General features: G+C 72.2%; 14 protein-coding genes. 6 read left to right on the top strand and 8 right to left on the bottom strand.

Annotation, left to right across the window (positions count from 1 at the left end; all coding sequences use genetic code 11):
* Window positions 1-111 precede the first annotated feature (111 nt).
* A complete protein-coding gene (locus ACZ7OH_RS02280) occupies window positions 112-705 on the top strand; it encodes a dihydropteroate synthase (RefSeq protein ID WP_470279203.1) in 594 nt (197 codons plus the stop codon).
* Window positions 702-1,439, top strand: a complete 738-nt coding sequence (locus ACZ7OH_RS02275) for a dihydrofolate reductase family protein (protein WP_470279572.1) — start codon at window positions 702-704, stop codon at window positions 1,437-1,439. Before ACZ7OH_RS02280 ends, ACZ7OH_RS02275 begins: the two co-directional genes overlap by 4 nt.
* On the opposite strand, the gene ACZ7OH_RS02270 is transcribed toward ACZ7OH_RS02275, so the two are convergent.
* Together ACZ7OH_RS02270 and ACZ7OH_RS02265 are read right to left on the bottom strand one after the other, a co-directional pair.
* The gene (locus ACZ7OH_RS02270; protein WP_470279202.1) at window positions 1,426-2,661 is read right to left on the bottom strand and encodes an RNA polymerase sigma factor; all 1,236 of its coding nucleotides are present in this window, start codon (window positions 2,659-2,661) and stop codon (window positions 1,426-1,428) included. The two genes, ACZ7OH_RS02275 and ACZ7OH_RS02270, sit on opposite strands and share 14 nt — an antisense overlap.
* Window positions 2,658-2,981, bottom strand: coding sequence for a YciI family protein (locus ACZ7OH_RS02265; RefSeq protein WP_470279201.1), 324 nt, complete (start codon window positions 2,979-2,981; stop codon window positions 2,658-2,660). Before ACZ7OH_RS02265 ends, ACZ7OH_RS02270 begins: the two co-directional genes overlap by 4 nt.
* 327 nt (window positions 2,982-3,308) lie before the next feature.
* On the opposite strand from ACZ7OH_RS02265, the gene ACZ7OH_RS02260 reads away from it, so the two are divergent.
* Window positions 3,309-4,454 (top strand): M48 family metalloprotease, encoded by a 1,146-nt coding sequence (locus ACZ7OH_RS02260; protein ID WP_470279200.1) that lies wholly within the window; start codon window positions 3,309-3,311, stop codon window positions 4,452-4,454.
* 81 nt (window positions 4,455-4,535) lie between these two features.
* Here the strand turns inward: ACZ7OH_RS02260 and ACZ7OH_RS02255 are convergent, their stop codons facing one another.
* The 4 genes from ACZ7OH_RS02255 to ACZ7OH_RS02240 all read right to left on the bottom strand — a co-directional run bounded on the left by ACZ7OH_RS02255 (window position 4,536) and on the right by ACZ7OH_RS02240 (window position 8,158).
* Window positions 4,536-5,360, bottom strand: a complete 825-nt coding sequence (locus ACZ7OH_RS02255; protein WP_470279571.1) for a DUF72 domain-containing protein — start codon at window positions 5,358-5,360, stop codon at window positions 4,536-4,538.
* 278 nt (window positions 5,361-5,638) lie between these two features.
* Window positions 5,639-6,028, bottom strand: coding sequence for an NUDIX domain-containing protein (locus ACZ7OH_RS02250; protein ID WP_470279199.1), 390 nt, complete (start codon window positions 6,026-6,028; stop codon window positions 5,639-5,641).
* Window positions 6,029-6,043: 15 nt separating this feature from the next.
* Window positions 6,044-7,714, bottom strand: coding sequence for a hypothetical protein (locus ACZ7OH_RS02245; RefSeq protein WP_470279198.1), 1,671 nt, complete (start codon window positions 7,712-7,714; stop codon window positions 6,044-6,046).
* Between the two features lie 81 nt (window positions 7,715-7,795).
* Window positions 7,796-8,158 (bottom strand): VOC family protein, encoded by a 363-nt coding sequence (locus ACZ7OH_RS02240; protein WP_400893947.1) that lies wholly within the window; start codon window positions 8,156-8,158, stop codon window positions 7,796-7,798.
* Window positions 8,159-8,260: 102 nt separating this feature from the next.
* On the opposite strand from ACZ7OH_RS02240, the gene ACZ7OH_RS02235 reads away from it, so the two are divergent.
* The 3 genes from ACZ7OH_RS02235 to ACZ7OH_RS02225 all read left to right on the top strand — a co-directional run bounded on the left by ACZ7OH_RS02235 (window position 8,261) and on the right by ACZ7OH_RS02225 (window position 12,694).
* Window positions 8,261-9,397 carry a serine hydrolase domain-containing protein gene (locus ACZ7OH_RS02235; protein WP_470279197.1) on the top strand — a complete coding sequence of 379 codons (1,137 nt, stop codon included), beginning with the start codon at window positions 8,261-8,263 and terminating at the stop codon, window positions 9,395-9,397.
* Window positions 9,398-9,810: 413 nt separating this feature from the next.
* Window positions 9,811-9,993 (top strand): hypothetical protein, encoded by a 183-nt coding sequence (locus ACZ7OH_RS02230; protein WP_470279196.1) that lies wholly within the window; start codon window positions 9,811-9,813, stop codon window positions 9,991-9,993.
* 91 nt (window positions 9,994-10,084) lie between these two features.
* On the top strand, window positions 10,085-12,694 hold the full coding sequence (locus ACZ7OH_RS02225) for a CHAT domain-containing protein (RefSeq protein ID WP_470279195.1): 2,610 nt from the start codon (window positions 10,085-10,087) through the stop codon (window positions 12,692-12,694).
* Here ACZ7OH_RS02225 and ACZ7OH_RS02220 read toward each other — a convergent pair.
* Together ACZ7OH_RS02220 and ACZ7OH_RS02215 are read right to left on the bottom strand one after the other, a co-directional pair.
* Complete coding sequence (locus ACZ7OH_RS02220) at window positions 12,686-13,660, bottom strand: aldo/keto reductase (RefSeq protein WP_470279194.1); 975 nt, start codon at window positions 13,658-13,660, stop codon at window positions 12,686-12,688. The two genes, ACZ7OH_RS02225 and ACZ7OH_RS02220, sit on opposite strands and share 9 nt — an antisense overlap.
* 3 nt (window positions 13,661-13,663) lie before the next feature.
* Complete coding sequence (locus tag ACZ7OH_RS02215; RefSeq protein ID WP_470279193.1) at window positions 13,664-14,452, bottom strand: SDR family oxidoreductase; 789 nt, start codon at window positions 14,450-14,452, stop codon at window positions 13,664-13,666.
* Window positions 14,453-14,541: the final 89 nt, after the last annotated feature.

Genomic DNA, 14,541 nt, shown 5'->3' with positions numbered 1-14,541 from the left:
GCCACGGGTCGGGTGGCCCGGCGACGAGGCCCCGCCACCTGCCGGTGAAGTACGCGCACCTGCCGGCTCGCTTATGATCGCGAGGCCCGGATGTCCAGCAGGGAGAGCGCGATGAAGACCCCCGACCTCGTCTTCCGGGGCCGCCGGTTGAGCAGTGACCGCGCGCTGGTGCTGGCCGCGATCCAGGTGCTCCCGGAGCCCGACGCGGCGCGTGAGGCGGTCTCGGGCGCCGTCGAGGACGGCGCCGACCTCGTGGGTTTCGCCGGAACCGGCGTCGAACCCCTGATCTCGTGGACCCGGGAGAAGTTCCCCGACGTCGTCCTGGCCGTCGACACCGCGGACGCCTCGGTGGCGGCCGCCGGCTGCGCGGCCGGCGCGGACCTGATCCTCGCGCGCGCCGACCTCAGCGACGTCGCGGCGCGCTTCGGCGCCGGTTACGCCGGCGCTTCGAAGGCCGACCTGCCCGGGTTCGTCCTGGACGTCGGGGTGCTGCGGTCGCCGCCGTCCCTGCCCGAGGACGTCCCGGTGCTGCTGGAGGTGGCCGGCGACGGGACCCCGGCCGGCCTGGCGCTGGCGGCGCTCGCGGCGTCGGCGGGCGCGGCGATCATCCGGACCCGGCACGTGCGCGCGACGCGGCACGTCGCCGAGATGGCGGCGAGCATCGCGGGCACCCGCCCGCCGGCGAAGGCGGTCCGATGGGAGTGATCCGGCAGATCTGGCCGGTCGAGCGCGGCCTCGACGACCACGAGCTCGAGCAGCTGTACCGGTACCCGGCCGACCCGCGCTGGGTCGCGGTCAACTTCGTGTCCAGCGCGGACGGCGCGATCACGGTCGAGGGCCGGTCGGCGAGCCTGTCGACCCCGGCCGACCGGATCGTCTACCGGCTGGGCCACGACCTCGCCGACGTCGTGCTGGTGGGCGCGGGCACGGCGATGGCGGAGGGCTTCGAGGGCATGCGCCCCGACGAGCGCGCGGCCGAGCGCCGCCGCCGGTTCGGCCTGGCCCCGATCGCCCCGGTCGCGGTGGTGACGACCGGGCGGTCGCTGCCCCCGGACGCCCCGGTGATCACGAAGGCGGCGGTCCCGACGCTGGTGTTCACGTCCGAGGCGGCGCCGGCGTCGCTGCGTGACGCGTGGACCGCGAACGGCGCCCGGGTGTTCGTGGCGGGCTCGACGGGTGTTTCGGCCACGCAGGTGGTCGAGACGTTGGTGTCGGAGGGGCTGGGCCGCATCGACTGCGAGGGCGGGCCGCGGCTGTTCGGCTCGCTGATCGAGGCCGGCGTCGTCGACGAGTTCCGCCTGACGGTGGCCCCTTTCCTGGTCGCGGGTTCGTCGAGCCGGGCGGCGGTCGGCAGGGCGATCGACCCGGCGTCGCTGGAGCTGGCTTCGGTGCTCACGGACGGCGCCAGCGTGCTGCTGCGGTACCTCAGTCCGCGGTAGCCAGCTGGTCGCGGCGACGGGTCAGCGACGCCGTCTCGGCGGTGTTGCCCGCCAGCTCGATGGCCTTGTCGTAGGCCGCGCGCGCCTCCTGGCCACGGCCGAGCCGGCGCAGCAGGTCGGCGCGCGTGGCGTGGTAGGGGTGGTAGCCGGCCAGCTGGGGCTCGAGCTGGTCGACGGCGGCCAGCGCCACCTGCGGGCCGTCGAGCTCGGCGACCGCGACGGCCCGGTTGAGCGCGACGATCGGCGAAGCGTCGACGCGGACGAGCTGGTCGTAGAGCGCGAGGATCTGCGACCAGTCGGTGTCGCGCATGTCGCGGGCGGACGTGTGCACGGCGTTGATCGCGGCCAGGATCTGGTAGCGGCCCGGCGCCACCCCGGCAGCCAGGCGTTCGCGGACCAGCCGGTGGCCCTCGGCGATCAGCCCCGCGTCCCAGGCCCCGCGGTCCTGCTCGTCGAGCGCGACCAGCTCGCCGCCGGCCGAGACCCGGGCGGGGCGGCGGGCCTCGGTGAGCAGCATCAGCGCCAGCAGCCCGGTCACCTCGCCGTCGTCCGGCAGCAGGGCGTGGATCAGGCGGGTGAGCCGGATCGCCTCGGCGGTCAGGTCGTGGCGCACCGGGTCGGTGTCCGGGCCGGTCGCCAGGTAACCCTCGTTGAACACGAGGAAGAGGACGGTCAGCACGCCGGAGACGCGAGCCGGGAGGTCCTCGGCGGACGGCACGCGGTAGGGGATGCGGGCCGCCTTGATCTTGGCCTTCGCGCGGGTGATCCGCTGGCCCATGGCGGGCTCGGCCACCAGGAAGGCGCGGGCGATCTCGGGCACGGTCAGGCCGCCGACCATGCGCAGCGTCAGCGCCAAGCGGGCCTCGACGGCGAGCGCCGGGTGGCAGCAGGTGAAGACCAGCCGGAGCCGGTCGTCGTCGATGGCGCCGAGGGGTTCGGGCGGGTCGTCGTCGTACACCAGCCCCGCCTCCTTCTGCTTGTCGTCGCGCTTGCTCTCGCGGCGGATCCGGTCGATCGCCTTGCGCTGGGCGGTGGTGGTCAGCCAGGCGCCGGGGTTCGGGGGTACGCCGTCGGCCGGCCACCGCTCGACGGCGATCGCGAACGCTTCCGCGGCCGCCTCTTCGGCGATGTCGAGGTCACCGAAGCGCCTGGTCAGGGCGGCGACCACCCGGGCCCACTCCGCGTGGTGGGCCCGGGTGATCGCCTCTTCGACGTCGTTCACCGGAATGGCCGCACCTCGATCTTCCGGTCGCAGGCCTTCGACGCCTCGGCGGCGAGCTTGAGCGCCACGTCGAGATCGGGCGCCTCCCAGACCCAGAAGCCGGCGAGGTACTCCTTGGACTCCACGTAGGGCCCGTCGGTGACGACCGCCTGCTCGCCCCGGTTGTCGATGACGGTGGCGGCGTCGGTGTCGGCGAGCCCGCCCGCGAAGACCCAGTACCCCTCGGCGATCAGCCGGTCGTTGAACTCGCTGATCAGGGGCTGCCGGTCGGTGCTGCCGGGGTTGCTCTTGTCGTCGATCACGGAAACCAGGTATTGCATGCTCGTTCTCCTGTGTCAGGGTCGACCCGCGAGTCAACCAGGTCGAGCGGTTCGGGCGTCCTCACCCCTGCTACGAACGGCCCGACCCGGATCCGACAGTCTCTTCGGAGAATTTTTCCGGCAGGCACGAGACGTGACAGAATGTCCTGTGGTGCAACAGGTTTTCAGGCTTCTAGTACTTTCGGCCGATGTCCGCAGGGCGAAAACCCTCCGGAAGACGTGGGCCATTCCGGGGGTCTTGTCCCGCTGCCGGTTCGGCTGTCAATCACCGCCCTACTGTGGCGGTGCTTGGTGATCTTGAACCGGAACAGAAGAGGGGAAACCACGTTGCCCGATCGAACCGGATTTCTCGGAAGAACGCTCGCCGCGGCGAGCACCGCGGTGGCGCTCGCGCTCGCCACGGCAATTCCTGCCTCGGCGGCCGCACCGTCCACCGTCGAGCAGGACGTCGCGCAGCTGTACCAGGACGTCATCGACCTCTACAACGGCCTGCCCGCGGACGCTCTGCGCGGTGTGGACCGGCTCATCGAGTCGCCCGTCCCGCGCATCGGCCCGCGGAGCCGGGCCGCGGCGGGCCCGATCCCGGGCTGCACCGAGGGTTCGCTGCTGACGTACGCGAACAAGCTCGCGTCCCAGCTGACCCCGCTCGAAGGCCAGGCGCTCGACGCGCTGTCGGGGCTCAGCCAGCTCTACGTCCAGGGCGTCACGTCCGACAAGACCCCGCAGGTCTTCGGCACCGACGGCCAGTACACCCCGCGCGCCACCGCCACGATCGACAAGCTGCGCGGCTTCTGGGACATCGAGAGCTGGAACATCCAGCTCGTCGCCTGGAAGGGCACCGATCTCGGCAGCCAGGCGAAGATGGCGCAGACGTTCAGCCTCGGTCTCGCGCCGGCGAAGGTGAAGGCCGCCGCCGCGCTCGCCACCAAGGTGCTCTACGAGGTGCCGGCGATGCAGGGCGGCCGCAACCCGCTGCTGACCCTGAACGCGTTCTCCGCCCCGGCCGGCAGCCTCGGCGGCAAGCGCGTGGCCCTCGGCGACGGCCTGCTCGACACGGTGAACGTCCTCGGGTTCGACGACGTTTCGGTGGAGTCAGTCGTCGGCCACGAGTACGGCCACCAGGTCGACTTCGCCCACGAAAACTACCCGCGCAACGAGTCGTCCGAGATGGGCCCCGACGCGTACGGCGGCTATTTCGTGGCGCACGCCAAGGGTTTCGCGTGGAACTCCCGCACCCAGCAGGAGGTCCAGTACCTGGACGCCTCCATCGGCGACTGCTACCACAGCCACGGAACCCCCGACCAGCGCAAGGCCGCCGGCGCGTGGGGCGAGAAGCAGGCGACGACCCAGGGCAACCCGAACCGGATCATCCCGTCCGCCACGATGATCGAGAAGTTCCAGAAGGAGTACCCGAAGCTGATGCCGCCGGCGACCGGCCAGCCGGCCGCCGCACTGGCCGCGGCGCGCGGCTGAGCTCCTGGGCCGTCTCCCTCGAACCGAGGGGGACGGCCCGCTTTTCGTCGGAGATTCCCTTCGGTTTCGCCGCCCGCCGGCTCAGAACAGCGTCGCGGGCTCGACCGGTTCAGGCTCGGGCAACGGGTCCACTTCGGACACCAGCGCCCGCACCTCGTCGTGGAAGCGGCGAGCCAGCGCCGGTGCGTCGTTGTTGTCCGGGGTGTGCACGAACACCGTCGGCGACCGCCCCTCGCGCAGCCAACCGGCCACCACCTTCGTCCACGGCTGCCACCCCTCGACCGTCTCCTCGACCGAGTCGCGGCCCAGATAACGAACGATCGGCTGGTCGGTCAGCGCCCGCGTTCGCCGCGGCAGCCTCGGCTTCTTGGCCCACGCCTCCTGTTCCGCCTCGCTGACCGGCGGACTCCGGAAGAACACCGTGGTGTCGAACGGAACCCACTCGGCGTCCGCGGCCGCGAGCGTTTCTTCCAGCAGCGACGTCGAGCCCGCGTCGGTGAAGAAGCCGGGGTGGCGCACCTCCACCGCGCGCCGGCGGTTGACGGGAAGGCGGCGCAGGAAGCGGCCGAGCGCGTCGACGTCCGACGGGCCGAACGCGCCGGGCAGCTGCGTCCACAGGACCGCGCGGTCGCCGAGCGGTTCGATCGCGTCCAGGAACGCGCGCATCTCCGTTTCGACTCCGGCGAACCGGCGTTCGTGGGTGACGATCTTGGGCAGCTTGACCACGAACCGGAAGTCCGGGCCGGTCTGCTCCGCCCAGGTCGCGACGGTGGCCCGGGCGGGAGTCGCGTAGAAGGTGGTGTTGCCTTCGACGGCGTTGCACCAGCCCGCGTACGCCCGCAGGCGCTCCTTGGCCGGCGGCGACGGTGGCAGGAACCGCCCGGCCCACGCCTTGTGGGTCCACATCGCACAGCCGACGTGCAGACTCGCCACGGGAGTCACCTTCCCTCGATCGTCAAAGTGGCAACATCTCTCCGGCGAGGCGGGACGGCACGTCCCACTGGCCCTGTTCGCCCGACGACCACGGGAAGCTCGAACAACCCGGCCGTGCCGGGGTCGTGCAGCCGTTCGACGAGGACTTCGACGTTGTGCCACACCTGGTCCCGCTGTCCGCTCTCGTAACGGCTGAGCCAATCCGGCGACGACGTCATGCCGCAATCCTGCCCGACCCGCTGAGCCGCGCCTCAGAGCAGGCGGCGGAAGTGCTGCGCCATCTCCAGCCCGCGCGCCTCCTCCGGCGTCAGCCACGCGAAGTCGTCGTGCTCCTCCGGGTTCAGCACTACGTCTCCCGCGCCGTCCTCCTCCACCGTGTAGACGAACGCGCGGATCTCCAGCGCGCGTCCCGCGATGTCCGGCCACGCGGTGCGGGACAGCTCGCCCGTCACCTGGACCTTCAACCCCGTCTCCTCCACGACTTCGCGGATCGCCGCCGCTTCGAAGTCCTCGTGCGGCTCGACCGTTCCGCCCGGCAGCTCCCACCGGCCCGCGAGGAACACGCCCGGTCCGCGCCGGAGGAACAGCACCCGGTCGCCGCGGGCCACCCAGCAGTACGCCAGGTACTTGGTCTCCGTCATGCGCCCGATTCTCGCTCAGTTGGTCTTCGACGTCGGCAGGTGGGCGCCGAGGTAGCCGACGTACACCGTGCCCGTGCGGTCGGTGTCGTCGAGGAAGTGCAGCCGCGGCGCCGGCGCCTTGAAGCGCTCCAAGGCGATGTGGGCGCCGAAGTAGTCGCGGCCCGCCGGGTTCGTCCGCGGGTCGACGCGGAACGTCCGCGCCTGGCGGAGCCGCTCGTTCGTGGTCACCGTGTCCGACTCGGCCAGGGCGATGATGTTGGCGCTGATCAGCGAACCCGGCTGGCCGGTGCGGGCGAACGCGAGCACGTCCGACAGCTCGGGCCCGGGGTCCTGGCCCGCGTCGAGCAACGTCGTGCGCGCGCTCGCGTACGCGTCGAGGGTGCGCAGCGCGTCCCACGCCTTCCGGCGCCACGCCGTGGCTTTCGGGTGGTGGTCGAGGATCGCGGCGGGCGCCGGCTCGGCCGTGATCGCGAGGTGCTTGAGCGTCGCCGCCGCGGCGCCGATCAGCTCGGCGAAGCTGGGGAACTCCTCGGGCGGCCGCTCGGCGGCGGCGACCTCGTCGTCGGCGTCGTGGAACCGGGCCAGCGTGCCCGCCAGGAGCCCGTTCACGCGTCTGAGCTCGTCGCGCTCGGCCTCCGTCTCCTCGAACGCGCGCGCGTAGTCGTCCACCGCCCCCTGCAGCTGCGCGAGCTGCGTCCGCAGGCCCGCGACGTCGACCGCGGACAGTTCGTCGAGCCGGCGCCGGAGCGCCTTCGCCTCACTCGCGTGCCGGTCCCGTTCCTCGGTGTCGGCCTTCGCCTTCTTGCGCAGGATCGTGATGACCCCGCGCGCCTCGGCCAGCTCGCGCTCGGCGCGGTCCAGCTTGTCCGTCAGCTCGGCGTCCGGTTCCCGTTCCGGCTCGTCGAACGGATCCGCGGCGTACCAGGCCTTCACGCTCGGCACCTCGGCCCATTCCTCCGGCAGCGGCGTGCGGCCGCGCGCCTGCAGCAGCCGCGTGACGGCGCCCTGGAGCGCCTCGCCGGACACCGGGCTGGCCGTCTCGACGAAGTCGGGGAGCTGGTCGCACAGCGGCGCGTACAGCCGCGCGCCCTGCGGCACCTCGTAGCCGAGCGGGACGTGCTGGTTGAGGGTGCGGCGGAAGCGGTCGTCGACGTCGAACACGTTGACCAGACCGGGCCAGCCGTCGACCGGGACCGTCGGCGGTTCGGTGAGCACCAGCACCGCCGACGTCCGCCATTCCGCGACCAGCGCCTCGCCCAGCAGTTCGGCGACGCGGTCGCACTCCTCGCGAGACCATCCGCGCATCGCGAGAACCGGGGCTTCGATCGGGATTTCGTCACTGCCGCTCGCGCCGAGCTCCTCCAGCCCGATCCGCTGGGCCGGCGCTTCGTGGCAGCTGCGCCACGGTCGCGTGCACGCGGCGGCCAGCAGCCACGCGACGCGGTCTTCGCCGGCGTGGTAGCACAGGGAAAGCAATACCTGAACGGAGTAGCGGCCTCGACCGTCCGTCCAGCCGAACTTGAGGTCGCACCGGCGCGATCCGCCGTCGTCGGACGAGCCGAGATCGGCGACCGTGTAGTCGTCGTGCTGCCGCTGGCGCGCGATCAGCCTGCTGCGCAAGGCGTCCAGGGGGCGTTTTCCCTCGGTGGGGACCAGTCCGTGGTGCCAGATCCGGTGCACCCCCACGGGACTCAACTCCGTTCGCCGGAAACAGGACCTCAGCCGAACATAGCGGATCCTGTGACCGGACGAACGCGGGGCGTCACGTCATTCACGCGTCCAGAGGCAGAAGGGGTGCCCGGCCGGATCGAAGCAGACGCGGACGTCGTCCTGCGGCTGGAAGTCCGCGACGACGGCGCCCGCGGCGGTCGCTTCCGCCGTCGCCGCGGCGAGGTCGTCGACCTCGATGTCGAGGTGCAGCTGCATCTGCTGGGCGCCCCCGGCGGGCGGCCACACCGGCGCGATGTGGTCCCGCTCCAGCTGGAAGGACAGCCCGGCGCTGCCGTCGTCCGGGCGCAGGGTCACCCACTCCGGCTCATCGGTCTTGATCGGCCAGCCGAGCAGCTTGGAGTAGAACTCGGCGAGCGCGCGCGGATCGGGCGCGCCGAGCACGGTGGAGGTCAGCTTCATGATCCGGTGGTACCCGCCGGGCGGGGACTTCTACCGGCGGAATACCCGGGAGCCGCGCGAGTTGACTCCAGGCACAGGCTGAAGATCACTGAGGGAGCCGCCATGTCGTCCGAGCACATCCAGGGGACCGTCGCCGACGGGTTCGAGGCCGTCCGCGCGGAGTTCGCCGCCGTCGCGATCGACGAGGGCGGGGACTACGCCGCCCAGCTCGTCGCGCACGTCGACGGTGAACGCGTCGTCGATCTGTGGACCGGGCCCGAATTCACCGGCGACTCGCTCACCGGCGTCTTCTCCTCGACCAAGGGCGCGGCGCACCTGGTGGTCGCGCTGCTCGTGCAGGACGGCGTGCTCGACCTCGACCAGCGCGTCAGCCACTACTGGCCGGAGTTCGGCGCGGCGGGCAAGGCCGCGATCACGCTGCGGGAACTGCTCGCGCACCGCGCCGGCGTCGTGGGCGCGGACGACGGCTTCACCGCGGAGGAGCTCGCCGACGACCGCGTGATCGCCGAGCGGCTCGCCCCGCAGCGGCCGTACTGGCGGCCCGGCACGCAGTTCGGCTACCACGCGCTGGTGATCGGCGCCCTGACCGGCGAAGTCGTCCGCCGCGTGACCGGCCGCAGCATCCAGGAGCACTACGAGGAGCGCGTCCGGAAGCCGTTCGGGCTCGATTTCTACCTCGGGCTGCCGGAGGAGCTGGAGCCCCGGTTCCTGACGACGCAGCCGATGCTGCCGACGCCGGAGCAGCTGGCCCAGCTGGAGGCCGGCGCGACGGGCGCGGACAGCATCACCGGCATCGCGTTCAACCGCAACCACCCGAAGACCCCGGAGCTCTGGGACCTCCCGAACATCAAGCTGGTCCGGCAGCTGAGCCCGGCTTCGGTGGGCGGCGTGGCGTCGGCCCGCGGCCTGGCGGGGATGTACGCGGCGGCGACCGGCCTGCTGAACCCCGAGACGGCGGCCGAGTTCGCCCAGATCCACTCGGCGGGCTACGACCTGTCGACCCGCAACCGCAACGCTTTCGGGCTCGGTTTCGCGGCGGTGTCGGACGACTACCCGGTGCTGGGGCAGGGCGCGTTCGGCCACAGCGGCGCGGCGGGGTCCCAGGCGTTCGCTGATCCTCGGAGCGGGTTGGCGTACGGGTACAACCGCCGCCGGTTCGCGTTCCCGGGCGGGGCGGCGCCGGAGAACGTGCGGCTGGTGAACGCGATCCACAAGGCGTTGACGGCCAAGCGCGGCTGACTGTCTACAGAGGACTCCCCTGGCCGAGGCCGGCCAGGGGAGTGGGTGACGCGCGCCTTCGCGACGGCAAGCGCTTCCGACCCGTGGCCGGATCCGGTCAGCCCCTGGCCGAAGCCGGTCACCCGGGCCGGGCGCGAGATCGCGCTCCGCACCCGGAGGACGCCCCACTCCGCCAACCAGCGGGATGCACGTCCCCAATGGACGTCGTTACAGAGTTCACTCGTTAGGACGCTCCAAGTCGGACGTTTCGCCTGATCACGGACGTCGGTCTGACTTTCCGTAGCGAAAACCCTCCCGATCACTGCTCCGTTGTGCAACTATTGGGCCGTTCGCGGGGAGAGGGCCCCGCGACGGGGGACTCACCGTCACGGCGAGCGTCCCCATGCAGATCCCCAGGGGAGAGGAGATCGACCATGTCGACGCCCACGGACACCAAGCCGGAGGAAACCCCGGAGCCGGTCGAGAAGGCCGGCCCGGTGGTCCCGCACCCGGAGCCCGACGAGTTCGGCTGGGTGCACATCGACCACCCGCCGCTCAAGGACGGCCCGGTCGTGACGCCCAACTGCGGCGCCCCGTGCTACGAGGTCGCACGCTGAGCTTGACCAAGTTGTAATCGCCCGCCTGCCGATCTTCACAGGGCAGGCGGGCATCTTCTGGTGCCGCCTGTGCTGTCATGGTGGAGTGCCTGTGACGAAACTGGACCCGTCGGAAGTCATCGATGGAGTCCGCAAGCTCCAGCGAGCAGCCGCTGATGCTTCGTGTTTGGCGCGGTACCACGACGGAGTCCGGCTGCTGCGGCGCGGGATGGGGCTGCTGGACTCCATCCACCCGGTGCCCGACGACATCCGCACGGACTGGCTGGTGGTGCGGATCCGCTTGTCGAGCACCCTGGTCGCGATGTCGTCGGAGATCAGCGGGGACGTGGCGGCGGGACTGGCGGGGTTGGACGACGTGCGCCTGCTGGTCAAGGCGGTCGACGATCCAGTGTTGCGGGCGGAGTTGAGCGGGGCGCTGAACTACAACTACGCGGCGAAGCTCATGTCCGTCGGCCGCAACGAGGAGAGCCTCGCCTACTTCGATGCCTCCATCGAAGACAAGGAATACCGGATGGCGCACGACGCCGATCCGGAATCGCGGATGGATTCGCTGGTGCGCAGCTTCTCCTCCCGCGGATGGGCGCACACGCGGCTGGGCAACGTCCAGCAGGCTCGCGCGGACCTGAACAAGTCGCTGGAGCTCGCGGAGAAGTACGAGCTGCGGGCGATGGCGGCCGACGTGCGACGCAACCTGGGGACGCTCGCTCTCCGGACCGGAGACGTCCCCGAGGCTCTGCGCTGCTACGACGAAACCGAGCGGACTTACCGGGCCCTGGACATGGAGGTGCCCGCCCTCCTGCGCATCGAGCAAGCCCAAGCGCTGCTGGCCGCGGGGTTGGCGGACGAGGCCGGCCGCCACCTCGACGACCTGCTGCTCGAAACGAGCGCCTTGCGCAGCGTCGCCCGCGAACAAGCCCGGGTCGAGCTCTACCGCGCTTCGGCGGCTCTGATGAACGATGAGCTGGAACTCGCGCGCGACACGGCTGCCGCCGCTCGGCGGGGCATGCGCAGGGCCGGGTGTCAGACGTGCGTTGCCAACGCCCTGATCATCGGCCTCCACGCCGACACCCGTGATGCCCTGCGCGCCGGCGTGGTTCCCGCCGGACTGCCGATGCGGGCCTTGCGGGCGGCGGAGAAGATGCAGCTTCCGAGGCTCACCGACCAAGCCGCCACCGCGCGCATGCTCGCGGTTCGCCTCGACATCCGGCGCGGCAACCTCAAACGCGCCGTCGAGACCCTTGACAAAGTCCCCCGCCCCGGGCAGCTGACCCCCATCGACTACCGGATGCTGCGCCGCCTCTGCCGGGCCGAACTCGCCGTCGCTCAGGGGAACCGGGCCAAAGCGCTCACCGAAATCCGCTCGGGCCTCACCGAGCTCGACGCCGTCCGGGATCGGATGGGCGGGCTCGACCTCGTCTCCGGGACCGCCCTGCACGGCCAGGAGCTCGCCGACCTCGCCGTCAAGCTCGTGCTCGAACGCAACGATGCCCGGCGCCTCTTCGTCTGGCTCGAACGCACTCGCGCGCAGACTTACCGGTACGAGCCGCTGTCCGCCGGGACCGATCCGGAGCTCGCCGCGCGCGTCGCCGAGGTTCGGGGCCTCGGGCAGGCCATCCAGGAGGCCCAGCACGACGGGCACCCCATCGCCGGCCTGCGGGCGAAGTACAACGAACGCCTGCGGGAGGCCCAGCGGCTCGGCTGGCACACCGGCCGGTGGGGGCGGCCGCGGCCGGTGGCCGGGCTCGACGAGGTCTCCGACCGGCTCGGCGACCGGGCCATGGTCAGCTTCGCCGCGTCCGGGGACGAGCTCGTCGCCGTCGTCGTGGCCGGGGGCGAGTGCCGGCTCGTGCGGCTCGGGTCCGCCGGGGCCGCCGCCGAGTCCGGGCGCGTGCTCAACGTCGACCTCGACGCCCTCGCGCCCGACAACCTGCCCGAACGGCTCGCCGAGGTCGTCATGGCGTCGGCGCGAAAGCAGGCCGACAAGCTCGACACCCAGCTCATCCAGCCCCTGGCCGAGACGATCGGCGACCGCGATCTCGTCATCGTCCCGACCGGCCCGCTCTACGCCGTGCCGTGGGGCGTCCTGCCGGGGCTGCGGGGGCGGCCCACCGTCGTCGCGCCGTCGGGGACCGCCTGGCTCGCCGCCGAGCTGACGAAGTCGCCGCGCGCCCGCAAGATCGTGCTGGTGCGCGGCCCCGGCCTGGCCGGCGCGCGCGGTGAGCTGGAGAAGCTGACCACGCACTACCGCACCGCGACGACCATGACCGGCGCCAAAGCCACCGTGAAGTCCGTGCTGCGCGCGATGGACGGCGCCAAGCTCGCCCACTTCGCCGCGCACGGCGCGCACGAGCCGGAGAACGCGCTGTTCTCCCGCCTCGAACTCGCCGACGGCGCGCTCTTCGGGCACGAGATGGCCGGGCTGCGGCAGCCGCCGCGGCAAGTCGTCTTCGCCGCGTGCGAGCTCGCGCTCAACCGGATCCGGCCCGGCGACGAGGCCCTCGGCTTCGCCAGCGCCCTGCTCGCCAGCGGCTCCCGCACGGTCATCGCGCCGCTGTCGCGCGTCGGCGACCTCGCGTCGGCGGCCGCGATGGACGACTACTACCGCGCGCTGGCCGTGCGGGACAGCCCCGCGCTGGCGCTGGCCGACGCGATCGCCGTCGACCCGTTCCGCCGCCCCTTCGTCTGCCTCGGCTCAGGCTGAAGACGCTGAGAAGGCCGGAGGCGACCACACCAGCCGCGGGTCGGTCTGCACGAAGCTGCCGAGCAGGTGATCGACGCGGGTCAGGACGTCGAGGTCCAGCCGGACGCCGGCGGCCTTCGCGTTCTCCGTGACCTGCTCCGGCGTGCTCGCGCCCACGACCGCCGACGCGACCGTCTCGTGCTGCAGCGTCCACGCCAGCGCGAGCTGCGCCATCGTCAGCCCCGCGTCGTCCGCGACGCCGCGCAGCAGCTCGACGCGCCCCAGCAGCTCCGGCATCAGCAGCGGCCGCGCGTGCGCCGGCCCGGCCCCGCGCGAACCCGCCGGGACGCGCCCGTCCCGGTACTTGCCGGTCAGCACGCCCTGCGCCAGCGGCACCGACGCGAACTGCCCGACGCCGATCCGCTCACCCACCGGCATCACCTGCGCCTCGGGCACCCGCCACAGCATCGAGTAGTGCGGCTGGTTGCTGATCAGCGGGACGTCGTAGCGCGCCGCCGCCTCTTGACCCTGCAGCAGCTGCTCGGCCGTCCACTCCGCCGTGCCGACGTACCGGACCTTCCCTTGCCGCACCGCGTCCGAGAGCGCGAGGAACGTCTCCGCGACCGGGGTCCGGTAGTCGAAGCGCAGCAGCTGGTAGACGTCGACGTGGTCGGTGCGCAGCCGCCGCAGCGAGCCCTCCAGCGACGCGAGCACGTGCTTGCGGCTCAGCCCGGCGTCGTTCGGGCCGGGACCCTCGGGCCAGAACACGCCGGTGCACAGCACGAGGTCGTCGCGGCGCATCCCCGAGAAGGCTTGCCCGAACGCGGTTTCCGCGGCGCCGCCCTCCCACGCCGCCGCGGTGTGGAACGTCGTGACGCCGGCGTCCAGTGCCGCGGCGACGCAGCCGGGGGCGTCGTGCGTCAGCCAGTTGCCGTAGGCGATCTCGCTCACGGCGAGCCCGCTCGCGCCGATCCTGCGGTACTCCACTCCTCAGCCTCCCTGGACGGCCATCTCGTCGATCCACGCGTCGACCGCGCCGGCCTTGCGCAGGAACGCTTCCCGCACCGAAGCGTGCGGCAGGATCAGGAACTCCTCCGCGCCGAGCCCGGCCACGACCGCCTCGGCGACGTCTTCGGGTTCGAGCAGCGGCGCCGCCGCGGCGATCGCCAGCGCGGCCGGGTGGCCGGCGGCGATGCCGGGTTCGAGCAGCGCCGTGCGGACGCCGAGCGGGCACAGCGCGCTGACCCGCACCCCGCGCGGCCGGTAGGTGATCGCCAGCCACTCGGCGAGGCCGACGGCCGCGTGCTTGGTGACCGAGTACGGCGCGTCGCCGGGCGTGCCGAGCAGCCCGGCGCCGGACGCCGTGATCAGCAGGTAGCCCTCGCCGCGCGCGAGCATCGCGGGCAGCACGACCTGCGCGGCGTGGACGTGCTGCATGACGTTGATCTCCCACGACTTCGCCCACTGCTCGTCCGCCGCGTGGACGCCGGTGCCGAAGGCCGCGCCCGCGTTGGCGCAGAACAGGTCCACCTCGCCGAACTCGGCGCGGGCCGCCGCGACCAGCGTCTTCAGGTCCTTTTTGGACGTCGCGTCGGCGGTCACGGCGATCGCGCGCCCGCCCATGTCGGCGATCTCGTCGGCCACCCGGCCGGCGCCGGCGGCGTCGACGTCGGACACGACGACCCCCGCCGCGCCCTCCGCGGCGAAGCGGCGGGCCATCGCCGCCCCGATCCCGTGGGCCGCGCCGGTCAGCACGACCACCCGTCCGGTCAGTTCCACGTGGGCTCCCGTAATTTTCGAGCCATTGTTACGCAGGTGAGTGAATGGTATTTCTCATTTAGAAGCCGTATGATAAAAGTGCTGTTCAG

Source organism: Amycolatopsis sp. NPDC114478 (assembly GCF_055633805.1).
This window is presented reverse-complemented; position numbering and strand designations above follow the sequence as displayed.

Excerpts from the sequence above, each read along its gene's own strand:
- ACZ7OH_RS02240 (WP_400893947.1), bottom strand. The coding sequence starts at position 8,158 with ATGAAGCTGACCTCCACCGTGCTCGGCGCGCCCGATCCGCGCGCGCTC.
- ACZ7OH_RS02230 (WP_470279196.1), top strand. The coding sequence starts at position 9,811 with ATGTCGACGCCCACGGACACCAAGCCGGAGGAAACCCCGGAGCCGGTC.
- ACZ7OH_RS02250 (WP_470279199.1), bottom strand. The coding sequence starts at position 6,028 with ATGACGGAGACCAAGTACCTGGCGTACTGCTGGGTGGCCCGCGGCGAC.
- ACZ7OH_RS02255 (WP_470279571.1), bottom strand. The coding sequence starts at position 5,360 with ATGTGGACCCACAAGGCGTGGGCCGGGCGGTTCCTGCCACCGTCGCCG.
- ACZ7OH_RS02280 (WP_470279203.1), top strand. The coding sequence starts at position 112 with ATGAAGACCCCCGACCTCGTCTTCCGGGGCCGCCGGTTGAGCAGTGAC.
- ACZ7OH_RS02265 (WP_470279201.1), bottom strand. The coding sequence starts at position 2,981 with ATGCAATACCTGGTTTCCGTGATCGACGACAAGAGCAACCCCGGCAGC.
- ACZ7OH_RS02235 (WP_470279197.1), top strand. The coding sequence starts at position 8,261 with ATGTCGTCCGAGCACATCCAGGGGACCGTCGCCGACGGGTTCGAGGCC.